Origin of the sequence: Megamonas funiformis (assembly GCF_010669225.1) — a bacterium.
GTDB lineage: Bacteria > Bacillota > Negativicutes > Selenomonadales > Selenomonadaceae > Megamonas > Megamonas funiformis.
Genome location: NZ_CP048627.1, coordinates 363,601 through 382,527, shown reverse-complemented (window position 1 = coordinate 382,527; position 18,927 = coordinate 363,601). Strand labels below are relative to the sequence as shown.

The window sequence follows — 18,927 nt, the reverse complement described above, 5'->3', positions numbered from 1 at the left end:
TAAAAACTCCTTTAAAATTATTTATTCATAAAATCTTTTAACTCTTGTCTAGTTGGTAAACCTTCATTATCGCCACGACTCATAACCTGAATTGCCCCAATTGCTGTACCTCGTTTAACTGCCTCCGATAAAGTTAATCCTTCCATTAAACCAGTAACTACGCCTGTTGCAAATCCATCACCAGCCCCCACAGTATCAACAACTTTTTCCACTTTATAACCTTCTACCATATAACCTTCTCCATCTTTAGTAGATACGTATGCCCCTTTACTTCCACATTTAGTTACACAAATAGAAGCTCCATTTTGTAAATAAAAATCATTAATCTCTTTTTCATCATCTGTGCCAATTAATATTTTTCCTTCTGCCTGCCCTGGTAAAACTAAATCTGCATATGATGCTAATTCATTAATAGTTTGTATCATTTCTTCTTGAGATTTCCATAATTGAGGACGTAAATTAGGATCAAAACTTATAAATAAACCTTGTTTTTTAGCCTTTTTAATTAAAGAAAATGTAGCTTTCTTAGTATCTTCTGATAAAGCTGGTAAAATACCAGTCAAATGAATATAACCATAATTTGATAAATCTATTTTTTCTACATCATCTTCATTTAATGTTGATGCAGCAGAATTTTTTCTAAAATAAAAAATTTCTGGATCTCCTACACTAGTTCTACCTTTCAACATAAAACCAGTAGCTCGTTCTTTAGAAAAAGATATAAATTCATCACCAATTTTATTATCTTTTAATACTGTAGTAATACGTTTTCCAAAAGGGTCATCACCCAATTTAGTCATATATGTAACTTTATGTTCTAATCTTGCTGTACCTATTGCTACATTAAATTCTGCACCTGCTACTGCTAAATCATAACTACTAACATTATTTAAACTGCCTTCAGTTTGGGCAATCAATAATCCCATAGGCTCACCAACTAAAATTAATCCACTTTGCATTAGTTTATCCTCCCACCTCTAAAATCATCTAACGATTTTCTATAATTCATCATATCAATTTTGATAATATGATATCATATTATATTTTTATATGCAATATTTTTTTCATTCTTTTTTTATATTTCAGATTTTTATTAATCATTTTTCTATTTTTCTCCAAAAAAACAATATCTATTTACTGTTTTATACATTTTAAAATATAAAATCAGTATATTTATAATTATATTTTTCTAAACTTCTTGACTTTTCTATTTTAATATTTTATTATATTTTTATAATACATATGATGAATTGGAGTGATTATGATGAAGGTTATTATTACTGATTGCGATCATGATAATATTGATATGGAAACCAAAATTCTAAATACTGCTCAAATCGATTTTGAGCTAAAACAATGCCATTCTGAAGAAGATGTTATTTCTCAATGCCAAGATGCTGATGCTCTTATTGTTCAATATGCACATATTACAAAAAAAGTTATGGACGCTTTACCAAAATTAAAAATGGTCGTTCGTTATGGTGTAGGTGTTGACACTATTGATATAGAAGAAGCGACTAAACATAATATTCAAATTTGTAATGTACCCGATTATGGAATGAATGAAGTTGCTGACCATGCTATTGCTTTAATGATGGCTATGACCAGAAAAATCGTGCTTATGAACAATTTCACTAAAAGCACAAAATGGGACTATGCTCATTCTATTCCAATACATCGTGCTTCCACACAAACAGTTGGTGTTATTGGTTTAGGTCGTATTGGCAGAAATTTTGCTATTAAAGCTCATGCTCTAGAATACAATATTATCGGTTATGACCCATATTATAAAGAAAATGAAAATACTAAATTTATAAAAATAAAATCTTTAGAAGATGTTATCAAAGAATCTGATATCATATCCCTTCATATTCCAGCAGATGGAAATAAAAACCTATTTAATGATGAAACATTTAAAATGATGAAAAATAATGCTATTATCATTAATGTAGCTCGTGGTGGAATTATTAACGAAGATGACCTTTATGATGCACTTGTAAATAAAGAAATAGCTGGAGCTGCCATTGACTGTGCAGCAACAGAACCTATGATGCCAAATAATAAATTATTTACTTTAGATAATTATTTAGCTACACCACATATGGCATGGTATTCTGAAGAAGCTGCCTTAGAATTAAAACGTAAAGTTGCAGAAGAATGTGTTAGCTTTTTAAAAGAACATACTGTTCGTTATCCAATAAATCATTTGAAATAAAAATCTTATTCTTAATGTAACTAAATAAATAGACTATCGATTAACTTATTAATCGATAGTCTATTTACTAATAAGGAGGTATAAATTCCATGAATGAAATTTATTTATCATCTACTAAAAATTTATCTAATTATGATATTGAAACAGCTATAGATAAATTATTACAGCAGTATGATAATTTAAGAAAAATTCTAATTATTCCGCCAGATTTTACACGTTGTTTTTCTAAAGCTGGTGATATTACCCAAATAATTTATAAAAAATTATCTACTAATGTAAAAATTGATATTATGCCCGCATTAGGTACTCATGCAATGATTAATGACGAAGAACGCATTAAAATGTATGGTGATATTCCTAAAGCTAATTTTTTACATCATAAATGGCAATCAGATACTATAAAGATAGGTGAAGTTCCTAAAGACTTTGTAGCCAAAATATCTAATAATCTATTTAACGATACTATTGATGTTGAAGTTAATAAATATTTTTGGGAAGACGATTATGATTTAATTTTATCTATAGGACAAGTTGTTCCACATGAAGTTGTTGGTATGGCTAATTATAGTAAAAATATTTTTGTAGGTATTGGCGGTCGCCAAATGATAAATAAAAGCCATATGCTCGGTGCTATATGTGGTATTGAAAAAGCTCTTGGCAATGACCACGCACCAGCACGTCAAGTCTTTGATTATGCTCAAAAACATTATTTAAAAAATAAACCTCTAGTATATATTCTAACAGTTACTACCACAAATAAAGATGATACTATTAATTTAAATGGTTTATACATTGGTACCAGCCGCCAAGCTTACGAACAAGCTGTTCAATTATCACAAAAACTTAATATCACCTATTTAAATAAACCTGCAAAAAAAGTTGTTGCTTATCTAAATCCTATGGAATTAAAAACCACATGGGTAGGTAATAAAGGTATTTATCGTTCTCGTATGGCTATTGCTGATGGTGGAGAATTATTATTGTTGGCTCCTGGTATTCACAGTTTTGGAGAAAATGCTGAAGTTGATGAAGTCATTCGTAAATATGGCTATATTGGTAGAACAAAAATTTTAAAACTGTATAATGAAAATAAATTTCCTAATCAATTAATGGTTCCCGCACACTTAATTCACGGTTCTTCTGATGATAGATTTTCTATTACTTATGCTGTTAATCCAAAGTTAATAAGTAAAACAGAAATCGAAAGCGTAGGCTTTAATTATATGAATATTGATGATGCTATAAAAAGATATAATCCTGATAAATTATCCGATGGATGGCAAATAATGCCTGATGGTGAAGAAATTTATTTTATTAAAAATCCTGCTACTGGACTTTGGCGTTTACCTTAAATATAAATAAAATAAAGGAGAATTAAGATTAAAATCTTAATTCTCCTTTGTTTTATTTTGTTAAATTAGCTAAAATAATAATTATATTTATTTTATTAAAGGAGCTTTTATATGAATTCTATTCTTTTTATTGCCCCTCATGAAGAAATTGCTTCTATTGCCAAAAAAACCTTGATAGAAATGAATTTATCTATACCATTAATTGTAGCTAAAAATAAAATTGCCGTAAATATAGCCAAACAATCAGAATCTACATCTATTATCATCAGCCGTGGTGGTACTGTTCGTGATTTAAAAAAATACACAAATAAAATTATAGTTGATATTGGTATTTCTCTTACTAATATTTTAAAATCTATAGAAAAACTTCACCTAGCCGGTTGTAAAAATATCGCTATTATTTCTAATAACAATATAATTGAACCAGAAAGCTCTATTATTAACATTCACCAAACAAGTGTAAAAATTTGTCCCTATTCAAACGATGAAGATGTTTCCAAAATTATTGAAAATCTATTACCTAAAAATATTGATGGAATTATTGGTGATATTAAGCCTGTTGAACTTGCCAAAAAATATAATATTAAAAACAGTATATATATTGAATCTGATATCATCTCTATAAGGAAAGCCATTAATGAGGCATTAATCCTTGCCAACAAACAACAGAAAAAACAGCTTCGCTTGCAAACATTGCAAAGCATTATAGACAATATAAACGAGGGTATTATTGTCTATAATCTAAATAAACAACCTATATTTTACAATAAACTAGGTAAAGAGATACTTAATAATAATACGGTTCTTGCCGGAAAAAAAGGAACTGCTCAACTTAATAATTATCTAACTATGTATAAAGGCAAAATTTTAGATATCAATAATGAAAAATTACTTTTAGATGTTATTTCTTTAGATATTAATAATGAATTAAATAATCAAATCTTGATTTTCCAAAAAGTAAATTTAATTGAAAAGACTGCTCGTAAAATTCAAGTAGCACTCTATCAAAAAGGTCTTTATGCTAAAAAAACCTTTAACGATATTTTATATAAATCTCCCAAAATGGAAAAACTTCTAACTACAGCTAAACAATTTGCCCAATCTAACTCTAATATCCTAATATATGGTGAAACAGGCACAGGCAAAGAAGGTCTGGCACAAAGTATTCACAATGCCAGTCAACGCCACGACAAACCATTTGTTTCTGTAAACTGCGCTTCACTCCCACCAACACTTATTGAATCAGAACTATTTGGATATGTTGAAGGAGCATTCACAGGCGCTAGAAAATCTGGTAAAAAAGGTCTATTTGAAATGGCTCATACAGGTACTATTTTTCTTGATGAAATCGGAGATTTACCACTAGATATTCAAAGTAGATTACTTCGTGTACTGCAAGAGCGTGAAATCATGCGTATTGGCGATGATAAAATACTCCCTATAGATATTCGTCTAATTTGTGCCACTAATAAAAATCTTAAACAACTCATTCATGAAGGCAAATTCCGCCAAGATTTGTATTATCGTATCAATGTACTGCGCATTACCCTACCACCATTACGTGAACGTACAGAAGATATATCTTTATTATTGGATTATTATTTAAATAAATATGGTCAAATATCAACTAAAAATCTCGCTACAGAAATAAATCGTTATTTACTTAATTATCCTTGGAATGGCAATATTCGTGAATTAAAAAATGTAGCAGAAGTTCTTGCTTTTATTTACAAAAACGATATTTCTTTAGATGATGTTAAACATATATTAGATGATGTTAATGATATTTCATCATCTAACACTTCTATGTTAACTTTACCTATAAATAATAATTTAAAAAATATGGAAAAAACTATTATTCAGCAATTAATTGATAAAAATTATTCTAATGATGAAATTTGCCATTTATTAGGTATAAGCAAAGTTACCTTATGGCGAAAAACTAAATAATTTCAAATATGAAATAGTTGTATTTCTTTTATGAAATATAGCTATTTCTTTTTTTTACTATAAATCGTTTTTTGCTATAAAAATCTTTAAAAATTAAGTAATTCAAACTAAATCAGTTAAAAATTTAAAATTGGCATACTATTTGCATTATATAATATTAGAAAAATTTTTAAATGGAGTGATTTAGGTGAAAACCATTATTATTAATAAACCTGGTGAAGTTGAAATTATTGAACAAGCTATGCCTGTACGTAAACAAGGAGAAGCTTTACTTAAAATATTATATGGTGGAATTTGTGGTAGTGATTTAGGTACATATCGTGGAACATTTGCTTATGCTTCCTATCCACGTATTCCTGGACATGAATTTTCCGCAGAAATCATCGAAATTGGTGATAATGACCGCAACTTAAAACCTGGTATGATTGTAACTTGTAATCCATATTTTAACTGTGGTCACTGTTATTCTTGTCAACGTGGTCTTGTTAACTGTTGCACTAGTAATGAAACCATGGGCGCACAACGTGATGGTGCTTTTTCTGAATATATAACAATGCCTATTGAACGTATCTATGATGGTAAAGGATTATCAGCAAAAACATTAGCACTTATTGAACCATTTTGTATTAGCTATCATGGTATCAGCCGAGCAAATATTCAGCCTAATGATAAAGTTTTAGTAATCGGTGCTGGTACAATTGGTGTTCTTGCTGCTGTAGCTGCTAAGGCTAAAGGAGCTAAAGTTTATATTTCTGATGTAGCAGAAAATAAAATGAATTATGCCATTGAAACTTTCGGTCTTGATGATGGTATTTTAAATGATAGCCCAGAAAACTTTATTAAACGTGTTGAAGAAATCACTAATGGCAATTATTTTGATGTAACCATTGAAGCAGTAGGTCTACCATCTACCTTCCAAGCTTGTATTGATGCTGCGGCATTTGGTGCTCGTATGGTACAAATAGGTGTAGGTAAACGCACTCATGAATTTGACTTCACTTTGCTTCAGAAAAAAGAATTAAATGTTTATGGTTCTCGCAATGCTTTGAAAAAAGATTTCTTAGAATTAATCGATTTAGTAAAATCTGGAAAAGTTGATTTAGAAAAAATCGTTACTAATACTTATAACTTAGACGAGGCTGATAAAGCTTTCCAAGATTTCTCTAAAAATGTTGCTTCAATGCTAAAAGTTGTTATCAAATTTTAAGTTGGTGTAAATAATGAATAAATTAAATGCTGATAATTTTCCTGAATTAATCTGTAAACGACCTGAAAAAATCATTCAATTTGGCGAAGGTAATTTTATTCGTGCCTTCATGGATTGGATTATTCAACAATTAAATAATCAAAATAAATTCAATGGTAGTGTAGTTGCTATTCAACCAACACCTCATGGCAAAGTGGTCGGTAAATTAAATACTCAAAACGGATTATTTACTACTATTTTACGTGGTATTCAAGACGGTCAAACTGTAAATACTAAAGAAATCATCTCCTCTATCAGTCGTGGTATCAATCCTTACACTAATTGGCAAGATGTTTTAAAATGTGCTGAAAACCCTGAAATCGAAATTGTATTTTCCAATACTACTGAAGCGGGACTTACCTATAACAATCAAGATACAGCCACAATGGCACCTCCACTTTCTTTCCCTGCTAAATTAACCTTATTTCTCTATCATCGCTATCAATATTTTCATGGTGATGCAACAAAAGGAATGTATATTATTCCTTGTGAATTATTAGAAAATAATGGTCAATTACTCAAAAGTATAATCTTAAAATACTGTAAACAATGGCAATTACCTTCTGACTTCATCACTTGGCTTAATGCCCACAATAAATTCTACAATACTTTAGTAGATAGAGTAGTTAGTGGTTATCCTAAAGATGAAATTGAAACCCTTACCCAAGAATTAGGTTATAATGATATACTTATCGCTTGTGGTGAACCATTCCATTTCTTAGCTATTGAAGGAGATACTAGTTTAAATGAAAAATTACCACTATTAAATAGTGGATTAAATGTCGTTATTGAAAACGATATCTCCCAATACCGCCAGCGCAAAGTTCGCCTTTTAAACGGTGGGCATACAGCTAACGTTCCAGCTAGTTTTCTCGCTGGATTAAATACTGTAGCTGAAATGATGAATGACCAAATCACTGGTAAATTTGCCCAACAAACCATAAATAATCATATTTTGCCGTCAATTTCTATGGATAAAGAAATGCTCATTGATTTTGCTAATGCTGTAATTGAACGTTTCCAAAATCCATTTATCAAGCATCAATTATCAAGTATTTTACTTAATTGTACATCAAAATTTAAAGCTAGAGTTTTACCTTCTATTTTAGAGTATCATGATAAATTCCATACATTCTCACAAAATTTAAGTTTTAGTTTCGCCGCTTATATAACTTTATATAATACTTCTAAAATTAATGGAAATCATTTCTATATTGAACATAATGGTACAACTTGTGAGTTAACTGATGATGAGTATGCTATTCAAAAATTAACTTCCGCATGGAAATATTATGCTAAAACTCAAGAATCTGCCACTGTAGTTGTTAATGAAATTTTAGGTGATACTAATTTATGGGGCATAAATTTAACTACTTACCCTGAACTTATTAATGATGTTAGTAAATATCTTTATGCCATTGATACACAAAATATCAAACAAATCATGCAATCATTATTATTAAATGAGGAATAATCTATGGACATCTTACAAATCAATAAATTAGATAATGTCGCTGTTGCTCTAACTGATTTAACCAAAGGTAAAATAATACAAATAGATGAGCATGATATCATTTTAAAAGAAAATATCCCTGCTGGTCATAAAATTGCCTTAAAAAATATCAACAAAGATGAACAAATTATCAAGTATAGCTTCTCTATTGGTCATGCTACAGACGATATTATAGCTGGTTCTCATGTGCATACACATAACTTAAAAACTAACTTAGGAAAAATCTTAAATTATAGCTACAAGCCGACAAAAATATCAAATTTACCTAAAATTGAAAACTGCACCTTCAAAGGTTATCAACGAGAAAATGGTGATGTTGGCATTCGTAATAATTTATGGATTGTACCTACAGTAAATTGCGTTACCAGTACCGTTCGTTACCTTGAAAAAATCGGTAAAGAATTAATAAAAAATTATCCTAATATTGATGACTGTATTGGCATTACTCACCCTTATGGTTGTTCACAAATCGGCAAAGATTATCAAATGACTCAAAAAATTTTAGCTGATATTGTTAATCATCCTAATGCTGGTGCAGTATTAGTCATCAGTCTTGGCTGTGAAAACAATAATCTAACTGAATTTAAAAAAATTCTTGGTAATTACAATTCTGACCGTGTTAAATTTTTAGTAACTCAAGAAGTTGAAGATGAAGATATCATCGGGAAGCAACTACTAACAGAATTAGCTACATTTGCCAATAAATACACTAGAACTACTTGTCCTATTAGTAAACTACGCATTGGTCTAAAATGTGGTGGTTCTGATGGCTTTTCTGGCATTACAGCTAATCCTTTAATTGGTGAATTGTCAGACTTAGCTATTGGTAGTGGTGCTACTACTGTGCTTACTGAAGTTCCTGAAATGTTTGGTGCTGAAACTTTATTAATGAATAGAGCTATTAATGAAGATATTTTTCACAAAACGGTGGATTTAATCAATAATTTTAAACAATATTTTAAACGTTATGACCAACCTATATCTGATAATCCCTCTCCAGGTAATAAGGCTGGTGGAATTACTACTTTAGAAGACAAATCTTTGGGCTGTGTTCAAAAAGGTGGTCATGCTCCTATTGTTGATGTATTAGATTATGGCGATACTATCAATAAAGTAGGTCTTCAATTATTAAATGCTCCTGGCAATGATTCAGTATCTACAACAGCTTTAGCAGCTTCTGGCTGTCAAATAATCTTATTCTCTACAGGACGTGGTACACCATGGGGTACAATTGTTCCTACTATTAAGATAGCAACCAATAGTAAATTAGCACAGCATAAATCCAAATGGATTGACTTTAATGCAGGCGAATTAATTGAAAAATCCTCTATGGAAAAACTTCGTAATGAACTATTTGATTATATATTAACTATTATTTCAGGTAAATTAACAAAATCTGAACAAATGCATTTCAATGAAATAGCTATAATGAAAGATGGTATTACTGAATAATAGTAATATATTATTATTTAAAATAAATTTATCTGAATAAAAAATCAACTAATAAAATGTAAAAAATAAGAGCATTATATTAATCAATGCTCTTATTTTTTACACTCTTAATTTAATTGTAAAGTTTACACTTTTTTATATTCACTCTAAATCTAAATTATGTTAATATATTACTAACATAAATTTTATTTAGTCAGTTAAGTAAAATTATTATCTGTATATATTATATAAAGGTAGGTTGATGACATGATTGAGGATAGCACAAAATTTGAGCTAACAGATGAACTCAAAGAAAAAATTGATAATATCTTACAAGCTCACGATTATGATTACACTCAAATTGTTGGTATTCTAGTAGAAGTTCAAGAACAAATTCCCCAACATTATATTCCTAAAATTGTAGCTTACTATATTGTAGAAAAACTTCCTAACGTAAAACTTTCTGTCATTTATGACTGTATAACTTTCTACGATACTTTATCTGATAAACCTCGTGGACGTTACCCAATTGAAGTATGCGATAGCATCGCTTGTAAAGTAAATAATAATGAATTCTTAATTGATACATTGCGTCGTCTTTTAAATATTGATTTTGATACTGTAACTTATGATGGTAAATTCACTTTAGAAAAAGTATCTTGCTTTGGTGCTTGTGATGTTGCTCCAGCAGTAAAAATAAACGGCACAGTATATGGTCATTTAGACAGCGAAGAAAAAATTAGAGATTTATTACAAAAATTCATCTAAGAAACGGAGGTATTTTCATGAGTAGTGTAAAATACATAACTGAAAATTTTGGTAAATATGATGTATTTTCCATTGAATCATATATGAATATCGGTGGTTTTTCTGCTTTGAAAAAAGCAATTACTATGGATAAAGAAGATATTGCTAGTTTATTAACTGAAGCAAAAATCAAAGGTCGCGGTGGTGCAGCATATCCTATGGGACGTAAATGGTCTCAAGCTCGTGCTGTAGAACGTCCTCATCATTGTGTAATTTGTAACGCTGATGAAGGGGAAACTTGTACTTTTAAAGATCGTGAATTAATAAAAAATGACCCTTTCAATCTAATTGAAGCCATCATCATTGCTGGTTGGGCAGTAAATGCTGAAGATGGTTATATTTATATGCGTTCAGAATATAGCAGATTCCGCCCTCGCCTTTTAAATGCTATCAAACAAGCTGAAGAAAATGGTTTTTTAGGTGAAAATATTTTAGGCACTGGTTGGAATTACAAAATTCATCTCTATTCTGGTGCTGGCGCATACGTTTGTGGTGAAGGTACTGCTCTTATCCGCTCTATGGAAGGTAAAGCTGGTCGCCCTCGCATGAAACCACCATTTATGAAACAAAGTGGTTTATTCGCTCGCCCTACTTGCATGAATAACGTAGAAAGCTTATCTATCGTACCTCATTTACTTCGTGATAGTGCTAAAACTTACATGAAATACGGTGTAGGTGAATCCTTAGGTACAAAACTTGTAAGCGTTGGCGGTAACGTAAAAAAACCTGGTGTATATGAAATTCCATTCGGTACTACAATCCGTGAAATCATCTACGATTTAGCTGGTGGTATTCAAGGTGATCGCAAAATTCGCCTCATTCAATTCGGTGGTGCTTCTGGAAAAATAGCTGATGATAGTATTTTAGATGTTCCTTATACTTATGAAGATTTCAAAGAACATGATTTAGTCATCGGCTCTGGTTCTATTCTTGTAATCGATGAACGTACTTCTGTAATAGATTTCTTACGTTATACTCAAGATTTCTTTTTACATGAAAGTTGTGGTCAATGCACTCCATGTCGAGAAGGTAACCGCCATATCAAAATGTTCTTAGATAAAATCAAAGCTCAAACTCATACACAAGAAGACTTAGAAACTATGCAAACTTTTGCCAAAGTTATGCCTATGTCTTCACTTTGTGGTTTAGGAGAAACAGCTCAAAACGCTTTAAAATCCGCTATGAAAATTTTCCCTGATACGTTTAAAATAAAAAACTAGGAGGAATTGGAAGTTAATGGAAGAGTTAATTAATCTTAAAATAAATAATATGCCTATAAGTGTAAAAAAAGGCACTAAAATTTTACAAGCAGCTCAAATGCTTCATATAGATATTCCCCATTTATGTTATCATCCTGATCAACGCATCAAAGCACGTTGCCGTATCTGCTCTGTAGAAGTTGTCGGTCAACGCCGTTTACTTGCAGCTTGCTCTACTGAATGTTGGGAAGGTATGGAAGTATTCACTGATACAAAAGTTGTACGCGATACTCAACGTGGTATTTTGCAATTAATCATGGCTGACCATGAAGAAAATTGCTTGACTTGTCCTCGTAATGGCAACTGTGTGCTTCAACAACTCTGTAGCCGTTTCAATGTACTTCGTCCAAACATTCCTCATGTTGGTCAACATATCGAAAAACGTGGTGCTAATCCAAGCTTAGTACATGACCCTGAAAAATGCGTTAAATGCGGTCGTTGTATCCGTGCTTGTAAAGAAATTCAAGGTATTGAAGTTTTAGGTTTTGCTGGACGCAGTACAAATATTCATGTAACAACTCCATTTGATGCTGAATTTGATAATACAAAATGTGTGCTTTGCGGACAATGTAGTCTTGCTTGCCCTGTAGGTGCATTAGTAGAAAAAGATGATACTGACCGTGTTCTTGATGCCATCTTCGACCCTAATAAAACTGTTATCGTTCAAACAGCTCCAAGTGTGCGTATAGCTTTAGGCGATGAATTCGGTATGCCAAAAGGCTCTATCGTAACTAAAAAAATGGTTACTGCACTTCGCATGATTGGCTTTGATAAAGTATTTGATACAAACTACGGTGCTGACCTCACTATCACTGAAGAAGCTAATGAATTAATCGAACGCATAAAATCTGGCAAAAAAATGCCAATGGCTACTTCTTGCTGTCCTGGTTGGGTAAATTATATGGAAAAACATTATCCTGACCTTTTAGACCATTTATCTACTACAAAATCTCCTATGCAGATTTTCTCCGCTATCACTAAAACACATTATGCAAAACAAGAAAATCTCGACCCTAAAAATATTTTCACTGTAGCAATCATGCCATGTATCGCTAAAAAATATGAAATCACTCGTCCTGAAATGGCTCATGATGGTCGTCCTGATACTGACGCAGTATTGACAACTCGTGAATTAATCAAACTCATTAAATATATCGGTATTGATTTTGAAAATCTTCCTGAAAGTGAATTTGATAATCCTATGGGTACTGCTACAGGTGCTGCTGCTATCTTTGGTGCTACTGGTGGCGTTATGGAAGCTGCACTTCGTACTACTTACGAATGGCTCACAGGAGAAGAAATGAAAAATGTTGAATACACTCCTGTTCGCGGTTTTGATGGTATCAAAGAAGCTCAAATCAATATTGGCGATAAAACTATCAACATCGCTGTAGCTCATACTTTAAATAATGCTAAAATCCTCATGGATAAATTGCGTGCTGGCGAATGTAAATATGATTTCATTGAAGTAATGGCTTGCCCAGGTGGTTGCTTAGGTGGCGGTGGTCAACCAATAGGCACTACTATGGAAGTAAATAAAAAACGTATGGAATCCATCTATCAAATAGATAAAAATACTAAATATCGTAAATCTCATGAAAATCCATATTTAAAACAACTCTATAAAGATTTTCTTGAAAAACCAGGTAGTGAAATTGCTCATAAATTATTGCATACTCATTACCAAGCACGTAAAAAACAATTTGATTTTGAAAAATAATTTATTGAAATAATTCATTATGGAAACTAAATTAAATTCATTAAACATTATTGATGATTTAGTCATCAATCCCCAATTTAATAAATCAAAAATAAAAAAACTTCTTGATGAATTATCTCAAGAAGCCTATGCAGGGCCGCTTAGCAAATATCTATTTGCAGCGGCTCGCTTTGTTCGTGAAAAATCATACGGACATAATGTCTTTTTGCGCGGTCTTATTGAATTTACCAATTACTGCAAAAATGATTGCTATTATTGCGGTATTCGCTGTTCTAATCATAAAGCTACTCGCTATCGCCTATCTTTAGAAGAAATATTATTATCTTGTGAAATAGGCTATAAAAATAATCTTCGCACCTTTGTCTTACAAGGAGGCGAAGATATGTATTTTTCTGATGATAAAATGATACAAATAATTAAAGAAATAAAAAATAAATATCCCGAATGTGCTATCACTTTATCCATCGGTGAAAAGACAAGAGCAAGCTATCAAAAATATTTTGACGCTGGAGCAGATAGATATTTGCTTCGTCATGAAACAGCTAATATTTCACATTATCAAAAACTTCACCCAGCAAAAATGGATTTAAATAATCGCTTAAACTGCCTAAAAAATTTAAAAGATATTGGCTATCAAGTGGGAGCTGGTATGATGATTGGCTCGCCATATCAAACTTTAGCTGATTTATTGACTGACTTAGAATTTTTAAGTGATTTTCAACCTCATATGATAGGCACTGGCCCTTTTATTCCGCATGAACAAACACCGTTTAAAGATAAAACGGCAGGTAGCGTTGATTTGACTTTAGTCATCTTGGCTATAATTCGTTTATTACTGCCTAAAGTTTTATTGCCAGCAACAACTGCACTTGCCACATTAGCTCCGAATGGAACTATAAAAGGTCTTGAAGCTGGCGCTAATGTCATCATGCCTAATATCTCACCTTTAAATATTCGTTCACTTTATACTTTATATAATAATAAAAAAATAACAGGTGGCGAATCTTTAGAAGGTATCATAAAATTAACAAATGCCTTGCAAGAACATGGCTATCATGTAACCTCTAGTAGAGGAGATAGCTTAATGTCTTAATATATATTTCTAAAGAAAGAAGTTGATAGATTTGTACAATCCAAAATCCTCTAAAGCAGAAGAATTTATCAATCATGAAGAAATTTTATCTACTCTTGCTTATGCTGATGAACATAAACATGATAAAGCTTTAATCACTGAAATTTTAGCTAAAGCAAAACTTGAAAAAGGTCTTTCTCACCGTGAAGCTTCTGTGCTTTTAGCTTGTGATATTCCTGAACTCAATAAAGAAATTTTCGCTCTAGCAAAAAAAATTAAAGATGATTTTTATGGCGATAGAATTGTTCTATTCGCGCCACTTTATCTTTCTAATTACTGTGTTAATGGATGTGTATATTGCCCTTATCATGCTAAAAATAAACATATTGCTAGAAAAAAATTAACTCAAGAAGATATCAAACGCGAAGTTATCGCCCTTCAAGATATGGGACACAAACGCCTTGCTTTAGAAACAGGCGAAGACCCAGTAAATAATCCTATCGAATATGTACTTGAAAGCATCAAAACTATTTATAGCATAAAACATAAAAATGGTGCTATTCGCCGTGTCAATGTCAATATTGCTGCTACAACTGTTGAAAATTATCGCAAATTAAAAGAAGCAGGTATCGGCACTTATATTTTATTCCAAGAAACTTACCATAAAGAAAGCTATGAACAACTTCACCCAACAGGGCCAAAGCATAATTATGCTTATCATACAGAAGCTATGGATAGAGCTATGGAAGGTGGCATTGATGATGTTGGCTGTGGCGTATTATTTGGCTTAGAAAAATATCGCTATGAATTTGCAGGTCTACTCATGCACGCAGAACATCTCGAAGCACGCTTTGGCGTAGGTCCTCATACTATCAGCGTTCCTCGTATCCGTCGTGCTGATGATATCGATCCATCTACTTTTAATAATGGTATTGATGATGATACTTTTGCCAAAATCGTAGCTTGTATCCGCATTGCTGTTCCTTATACTGGCATGATTGTTTCCACTCGTGAAAGCCAAGCTTGTCGTGAAAAAGTATTGCAACTTGGTATCTCTCAAATCAGTGGTGGCTCTCGCACTAGCGTTGGTGGCTATGCCGAAAAAGAAGCTCCCGAAGAAAATTCCAGCCAATTTGATGTAAGCGATAATCGCTCCTTAGATGAAGTCGTAAATTGGCTTATGAAATTAGGTTTTGTACCTAGCTTCTGTACAGCTTGCTATCGCGAAGGTAGAACAGGAGATAGATTTATGAGCTTATGCAAAAGTGGTCAAATCTCCAATTGCTGTTTACCTAACGCTTTAATGACACTTAAAGAATATCTTTGCGATTATGCTAGTGATGATACAAAACAAGTAGGCTATAAATTAATTCATGAACAATTAGCGCAAATTAAAAGCGATAAAGTTCGCGATATCGTAACTAAACAACTTCATTTAATCGCTGAAGGTCAACGTGATTTCAGATTTTAATAAAAAATAAGGTGTATATTATGGATTTAAATCAAACTCCATTTGCCAATCGCACCCATATCGCTTTTTTTGGTATTCGTAATGCTGGTAAATCTAGCATTATGAATGCCTTAACTAATCAAAATATCGCTGTAGTTTCTCCAATCAAAGGAACGACAACAGACCCAGTGCATAAAGCCATGGAACTTTTACCACTTGGTCCTGTAAATATCATTGATACAGCTGGTCTTGACGATATTGGCGAACTTGGCAAATTGCGTATAGAAAAAACTAAACAAATTTTAAATAAAACTGATATCGCTATTTTAGTCATTGACGCTACTTTAGATTTTACCGATTTTGACCGAGATATTTTAAAATTAATCACTGATAAAAACATTCCCTATATCGTAGCTTATAATAAAGTCGATTTAGTGCCTGATTTCAAACCTAAAAATGAAAATATTAAACAATATGTATATATCAGTGCCAAAGAAAAAACAGGTATTGAAGAATTAAAATCTAAACTTGTACAAGTAGCCAAAACTAAACAAGAAAAATTTATCTTAAAAGATATCGTAAATCCCAAAGATACTGTAATTTTGGTAATTCCTATTGATAAAGCAGCTCCTAAAGGGCGACTTATTTTACCTCAACAACAAGTAATTCGCGAATTGCTCGATATTGGTGCTACTGCCATCATGACTCAAGATGATAATTTAGAAAATACTTTAGCCAATCTAAAAACTAAACCAAAACTCATCATCACGGACAGCCAAGTTTTTGGCAAAGTAAATAAAATCGTTCCTCAAGATATAGAATTAACTTCTTTTTCAATTCTCTTTTCCCGCTATAAAGGAGATTTAAAGCGACAAGTAAATGCTGTTAAAGTCTTAGATACTATCAAAGATGATGATAAAATTTTAATTGCTGAAGGCTGTACACATCACCGCCAATGTGATGATATCGGCACTGTGAAATTACCTAATTGGATAAAAAATTATACTAAAGCCAACCCAGAATTTATTTTTACCTCTGGCACAGAATTTCCTGATGATTTATCTAAATATAAATTAATCATTCACTGCGGTGGCTGTATGCTCAATCAAGCGGAAATGCAATCAAGATTAAAAAAAGCTCATGAGCAAAATATACCCATGAGCAATTACGGTACTACTATTGCCTATATTCACGGCATTTTAAATAGAACCTTACATGTATTTTCTGATTTTTAATTTCATAAATTATAATTTTATTCTGCGTGCTACAGTTTTAATAACTTTAGCACCTTTATTTTTTATACTGCGAAGTGGTCTAAGTGGTGCAATACGAATTTTTATACGTGGTTTAACATCTTTGACCGTACCAAAATCGCCACGTTTTAAATAAGTCATTCTTATTTTTTCTGGCTTCATTAATTTTTTCAAAGCCTTAATTGCTTTTTCAGGTTTACCATCTTCTTGGCAAATAAATACATCGCTAGCAACATATTTTAATTTTGGATACGTACGCACTACTGCATGACCTTCTTGAAGTAAAATAAATACAATAGCTTGTTCTTCATTCCATAGTTGAGCACGAACTTCTATCGGTGTATATCCAGCCATATTCATCGCCATGTCCAAGGACTCACGCAAATCTTCATAATTACTTAAATCTTTATTTTTACAATCGTACATATCTACAGTTAATTGTCTAGCTAAAATCTTCACATCGCTTCTCTCCCTGCCTTAAAATTTACTAATATTATATCATAGCTATAAAAATTATTATATATATCAATCGATTAATAATATATAATAATTATAGAATATATTAGCTTTAAGGAGTGATTTTTATGTTAAAAAAAGTTATGACTTTAATATGCTTTTGCTGTTATCTTTGCTTTATGCAAATAGGTTTTGCTCAAGACATTATCAAACAAGAAACACCCCAAAAACAGACATTGAAAGTGGCTATTTTACCTACGCTTTCCAGTAGCCAACGCTATCCAGATGTCAATCAATTACTCTATAACAATTTAACCCAAGAAATGTATATTCCTCTAAATGATACTTTACAAGCAGTTGAATATATTGATGAAAACAGTATTTATTCTGCGATAAAACAATCCAACTTTACTTATAATCAAAATCTTGATACACTAAAAGATACAGCTGATTTATTAGATGCTGATGTCGTAGTTGGTTATACTATCCCTACTATGTATCAACATTATTATCATTCCATCTCTCGTTTAGATGGTTCTCCGCTTTTAAATAGTTATATATCAGTAAACCTTTGGGTATATTATCGCCCATTGAATAAAACATTTAAAATCTCTGATAGACGTCAATATTTTGATGAAATCTCTACATGGGGAATGTTAACTGAACTTGCTAAAGATGCTTCATCAAATCTCAATAAAAAAGCTGAACTAAAATCGCTATTAAAACAATCAATAAAAATAAAGAAAGGTGAATTATAATATGAATATCACTTACTCTCAAGAAAAAAATTTTGATGCAAAAACTCTTTTAGATTTCTTCACAGTATCTGGTAATCCTGATGCTAAATACGAAGAAACATTAGTTGAAGCTATCAACAATGCAGGCACTGTAGTTTCTGCATGGGATAAAGATACAAATGAACTTGCTGCACTTATCACTGTAGTTGATGATGGCAAAATGACAGCTTATATTCGCTATCTTGTTGTTGCACCAAACTATCGTGGTAAAGGCATCAATGATGAATTAATTGCTCAAGTAAAAGCTAAATACGAAAATTATCCTTATCTTTTTGCTTTTGCTCCAGATGATTTCCATGCTTCCTTCTTCTCCAAATTAGGATTTAATGTATTAGATGGTGCTAAAGTATTAGCTCGTTAATTTATAATACTAATACAAAACCGCATTTATTAACTTAAGTGCGGT

16 protein-coding genes are annotated in these 18,927 nt (G+C 31.6%); 14 read left to right on the top strand and 2 right to left on the bottom strand.

Annotated elements, in window-relative coordinates:
• Positions 1 to 17: 17 nt before the first annotated feature.
• Positions 18 to 959 carry a sugar kinase gene (locus GXM21_RS01790; RefSeq protein WP_008538927.1) on the bottom strand — a complete coding sequence of 314 codons (942 nt, stop codon included), beginning with the start codon at positions 957 to 959 and terminating at the stop codon, positions 18 to 20.
• 305 nt (positions 960 to 1,264) lie between these two features.
• Between GXM21_RS01790 and GXM21_RS01785 the strand changes: the two genes are divergently transcribed.
• From GXM21_RS01785 to hydF, 12 genes are all read left to right on the top strand, one after another.
• Positions 1,265 to 2,215 (top strand): C-terminal binding protein, encoded by a 951-nt coding sequence (locus GXM21_RS01785; RefSeq protein WP_039881341.1) that lies wholly within the window; start codon positions 1,265 to 1,267, stop codon positions 2,213 to 2,215.
• Between the two features lie 89 nt (positions 2,216 to 2,304).
• The gene (locus GXM21_RS01780) at positions 2,305 to 3,567 is read left to right on the top strand and encodes a nickel-dependent putative hexonate epimerase (RefSeq protein ID WP_008538930.1); all 1,263 of its coding nucleotides are present in this window, start codon (positions 2,305 to 2,307) and stop codon (positions 3,565 to 3,567) included.
• Positions 3,568 to 3,678: 111 nt separating this feature from the next.
• On the top strand, positions 3,679 to 5,517 hold the full coding sequence (locus GXM21_RS01775; RefSeq protein WP_008538931.1) for a sigma 54-interacting transcriptional regulator: 1,839 nt from the start codon (positions 3,679 to 3,681) through the stop codon (positions 5,515 to 5,517).
• Between the two features lie 187 nt (positions 5,518 to 5,704).
• On the top strand, positions 5,705 to 6,724 hold the full coding sequence (locus GXM21_RS01770) for a zinc-binding alcohol dehydrogenase family protein (protein WP_008538932.1): 1,020 nt from the start codon (positions 5,705 to 5,707) through the stop codon (positions 6,722 to 6,724).
• Between the two features lie 13 nt (positions 6,725 to 6,737).
• Positions 6,738 to 8,237, top strand: coding sequence for a tagaturonate reductase (locus tag GXM21_RS01765; RefSeq protein ID WP_008538933.1), 1,500 nt, complete (start codon positions 6,738 to 6,740; stop codon positions 8,235 to 8,237).
• Positions 8,238 to 8,240: 3 nt separating this feature from the next.
• The gene (locus tag GXM21_RS01760) at positions 8,241 to 9,728 is read left to right on the top strand and encodes a UxaA family hydrolase (protein WP_008538934.1); all 1,488 of its coding nucleotides are present in this window, start codon (positions 8,241 to 8,243) and stop codon (positions 9,726 to 9,728) included.
• 246 nt (positions 9,729 to 9,974) lie between these two features.
• Positions 9,975 to 10,475: an NADH-quinone oxidoreductase subunit NuoE family protein gene (locus tag GXM21_RS01755; protein ID WP_008538935.1), complete on the top strand. Its 501-nt coding sequence runs from the start codon at positions 9,975 to 9,977 to the stop codon at positions 10,473 to 10,475.
• Between the two features lie 17 nt (positions 10,476 to 10,492).
• Positions 10,493 to 11,734, top strand: coding sequence for a complex I 51 kDa subunit family protein (locus GXM21_RS01750; protein WP_008538938.1), 1,242 nt, complete (start codon positions 10,493 to 10,495; stop codon positions 11,732 to 11,734).
• A gap of 16 nt (positions 11,735 to 11,750) precedes the next feature.
• Positions 11,751 to 13,493, top strand: a complete 1,743-nt coding sequence (locus GXM21_RS01745; RefSeq protein ID WP_008538939.1) for an NADH-dependent [FeFe] hydrogenase, group A6 — start codon at positions 11,751 to 11,753, stop codon at positions 13,491 to 13,493.
• 19 nt (positions 13,494 to 13,512) lie between these two features.
• Entirely contained in the window at positions 13,513 to 14,586 is a 1,074-nt protein-coding gene (hydE, locus tag GXM21_RS01740) for a [FeFe] hydrogenase H-cluster radical SAM maturase HydE (RefSeq protein ID WP_008538942.1), read from the top strand.
• Positions 14,587 to 14,617: 31 nt separating this feature from the next.
• The gene (gene hydG / locus GXM21_RS01735) at positions 14,618 to 16,036 is read left to right on the top strand and encodes a [FeFe] hydrogenase H-cluster radical SAM maturase HydG (RefSeq protein WP_008538943.1); all 1,419 of its coding nucleotides are present in this window, start codon (positions 14,618 to 14,620) and stop codon (positions 16,034 to 16,036) included.
• 20 nt (positions 16,037 to 16,056) lie between these two features.
• Positions 16,057 to 17,250, top strand: coding sequence for a [FeFe] hydrogenase H-cluster maturation GTPase HydF (gene hydF, locus GXM21_RS01730; protein ID WP_008538944.1), 1,194 nt, complete (start codon positions 16,057 to 16,059; stop codon positions 17,248 to 17,250).
• 9 nt (positions 17,251 to 17,259) lie between these two features.
• On the opposite strand, the gene speD is transcribed toward hydF, so the two are convergent.
• Positions 17,260 to 17,727 carry an adenosylmethionine decarboxylase gene (speD, locus tag GXM21_RS01725; protein ID WP_008538945.1) on the bottom strand — a complete coding sequence of 156 codons (468 nt, stop codon included), beginning with the start codon at positions 17,725 to 17,727 and terminating at the stop codon, positions 17,260 to 17,262.
• A gap of 125 nt (positions 17,728 to 17,852) precedes the next feature.
• On the opposite strand from speD, the gene GXM21_RS01720 reads away from it, so the two are divergent.
• Positions 17,853 to 18,482 (top strand): hypothetical protein, encoded by a 630-nt coding sequence (locus tag GXM21_RS01720; protein ID WP_008538946.1) that lies wholly within the window; start codon positions 17,853 to 17,855, stop codon positions 18,480 to 18,482.
• Position 18,483: 1 nt separating this feature from the next.
• The gene (locus GXM21_RS01715) at positions 18,484 to 18,882 is read left to right on the top strand and encodes a GNAT family N-acetyltransferase (protein WP_008538947.1); all 399 of its coding nucleotides are present in this window, start codon (positions 18,484 to 18,486) and stop codon (positions 18,880 to 18,882) included.
• Positions 18,883 to 18,927 lie beyond the last annotated feature (45 nt).

Excerpts from the sequence above, each read along its gene's own strand:
- GXM21_RS01790 (WP_008538927.1), bottom strand. The coding sequence starts at position 959 with ATGCAAAGTGGATTAATTTTAGTTGGTGAGCCTATGGGATTATTGATT.
- GXM21_RS01785 (WP_039881341.1), top strand. The coding sequence starts at position 1,265 with ATGAAGGTTATTATTACTGATTGCGATCATGATAATATTGATATGGAA.
- GXM21_RS01780 (WP_008538930.1), top strand. The coding sequence starts at position 2,305 with ATGAATGAAATTTATTTATCATCTACTAAAAATTTATCTAATTATGAT.
- GXM21_RS01775 (WP_008538931.1), top strand. The coding sequence starts at position 3,679 with ATGAATTCTATTCTTTTTATTGCCCCTCATGAAGAAATTGCTTCTATT.
- GXM21_RS01765 (WP_008538933.1), top strand. The coding sequence starts at position 6,738 with ATGAATAAATTAAATGCTGATAATTTTCCTGAATTAATCTGTAAACGA.
- GXM21_RS01760 (WP_008538934.1), top strand. The coding sequence starts at position 8,241 with ATGGACATCTTACAAATCAATAAATTAGATAATGTCGCTGTTGCTCTA.
- GXM21_RS01755 (WP_008538935.1), top strand. The coding sequence starts at position 9,975 with ATGATTGAGGATAGCACAAAATTTGAGCTAACAGATGAACTCAAAGAA.
- GXM21_RS01750 (WP_008538938.1), top strand. The coding sequence starts at position 10,493 with ATGAGTAGTGTAAAATACATAACTGAAAATTTTGGTAAATATGATGTA.
- GXM21_RS01745 (WP_008538939.1), top strand. The coding sequence starts at position 11,751 with ATGGAAGAGTTAATTAATCTTAAAATAAATAATATGCCTATAAGTGTA.
- hydE (WP_008538942.1), top strand. The coding sequence starts at position 13,513 with ATGGAAACTAAATTAAATTCATTAAACATTATTGATGATTTAGTCATC.
- hydF (WP_008538944.1), top strand. The coding sequence starts at position 16,057 with ATGGATTTAAATCAAACTCCATTTGCCAATCGCACCCATATCGCTTTT.
- GXM21_RS01720 (WP_008538946.1), top strand. The coding sequence starts at position 17,853 with ATGTTAAAAAAAGTTATGACTTTAATATGCTTTTGCTGTTATCTTTGC.
- GXM21_RS01715 (WP_008538947.1), top strand. The coding sequence starts at position 18,484 with ATGAATATCACTTACTCTCAAGAAAAAAATTTTGATGCAAAAACTCTT.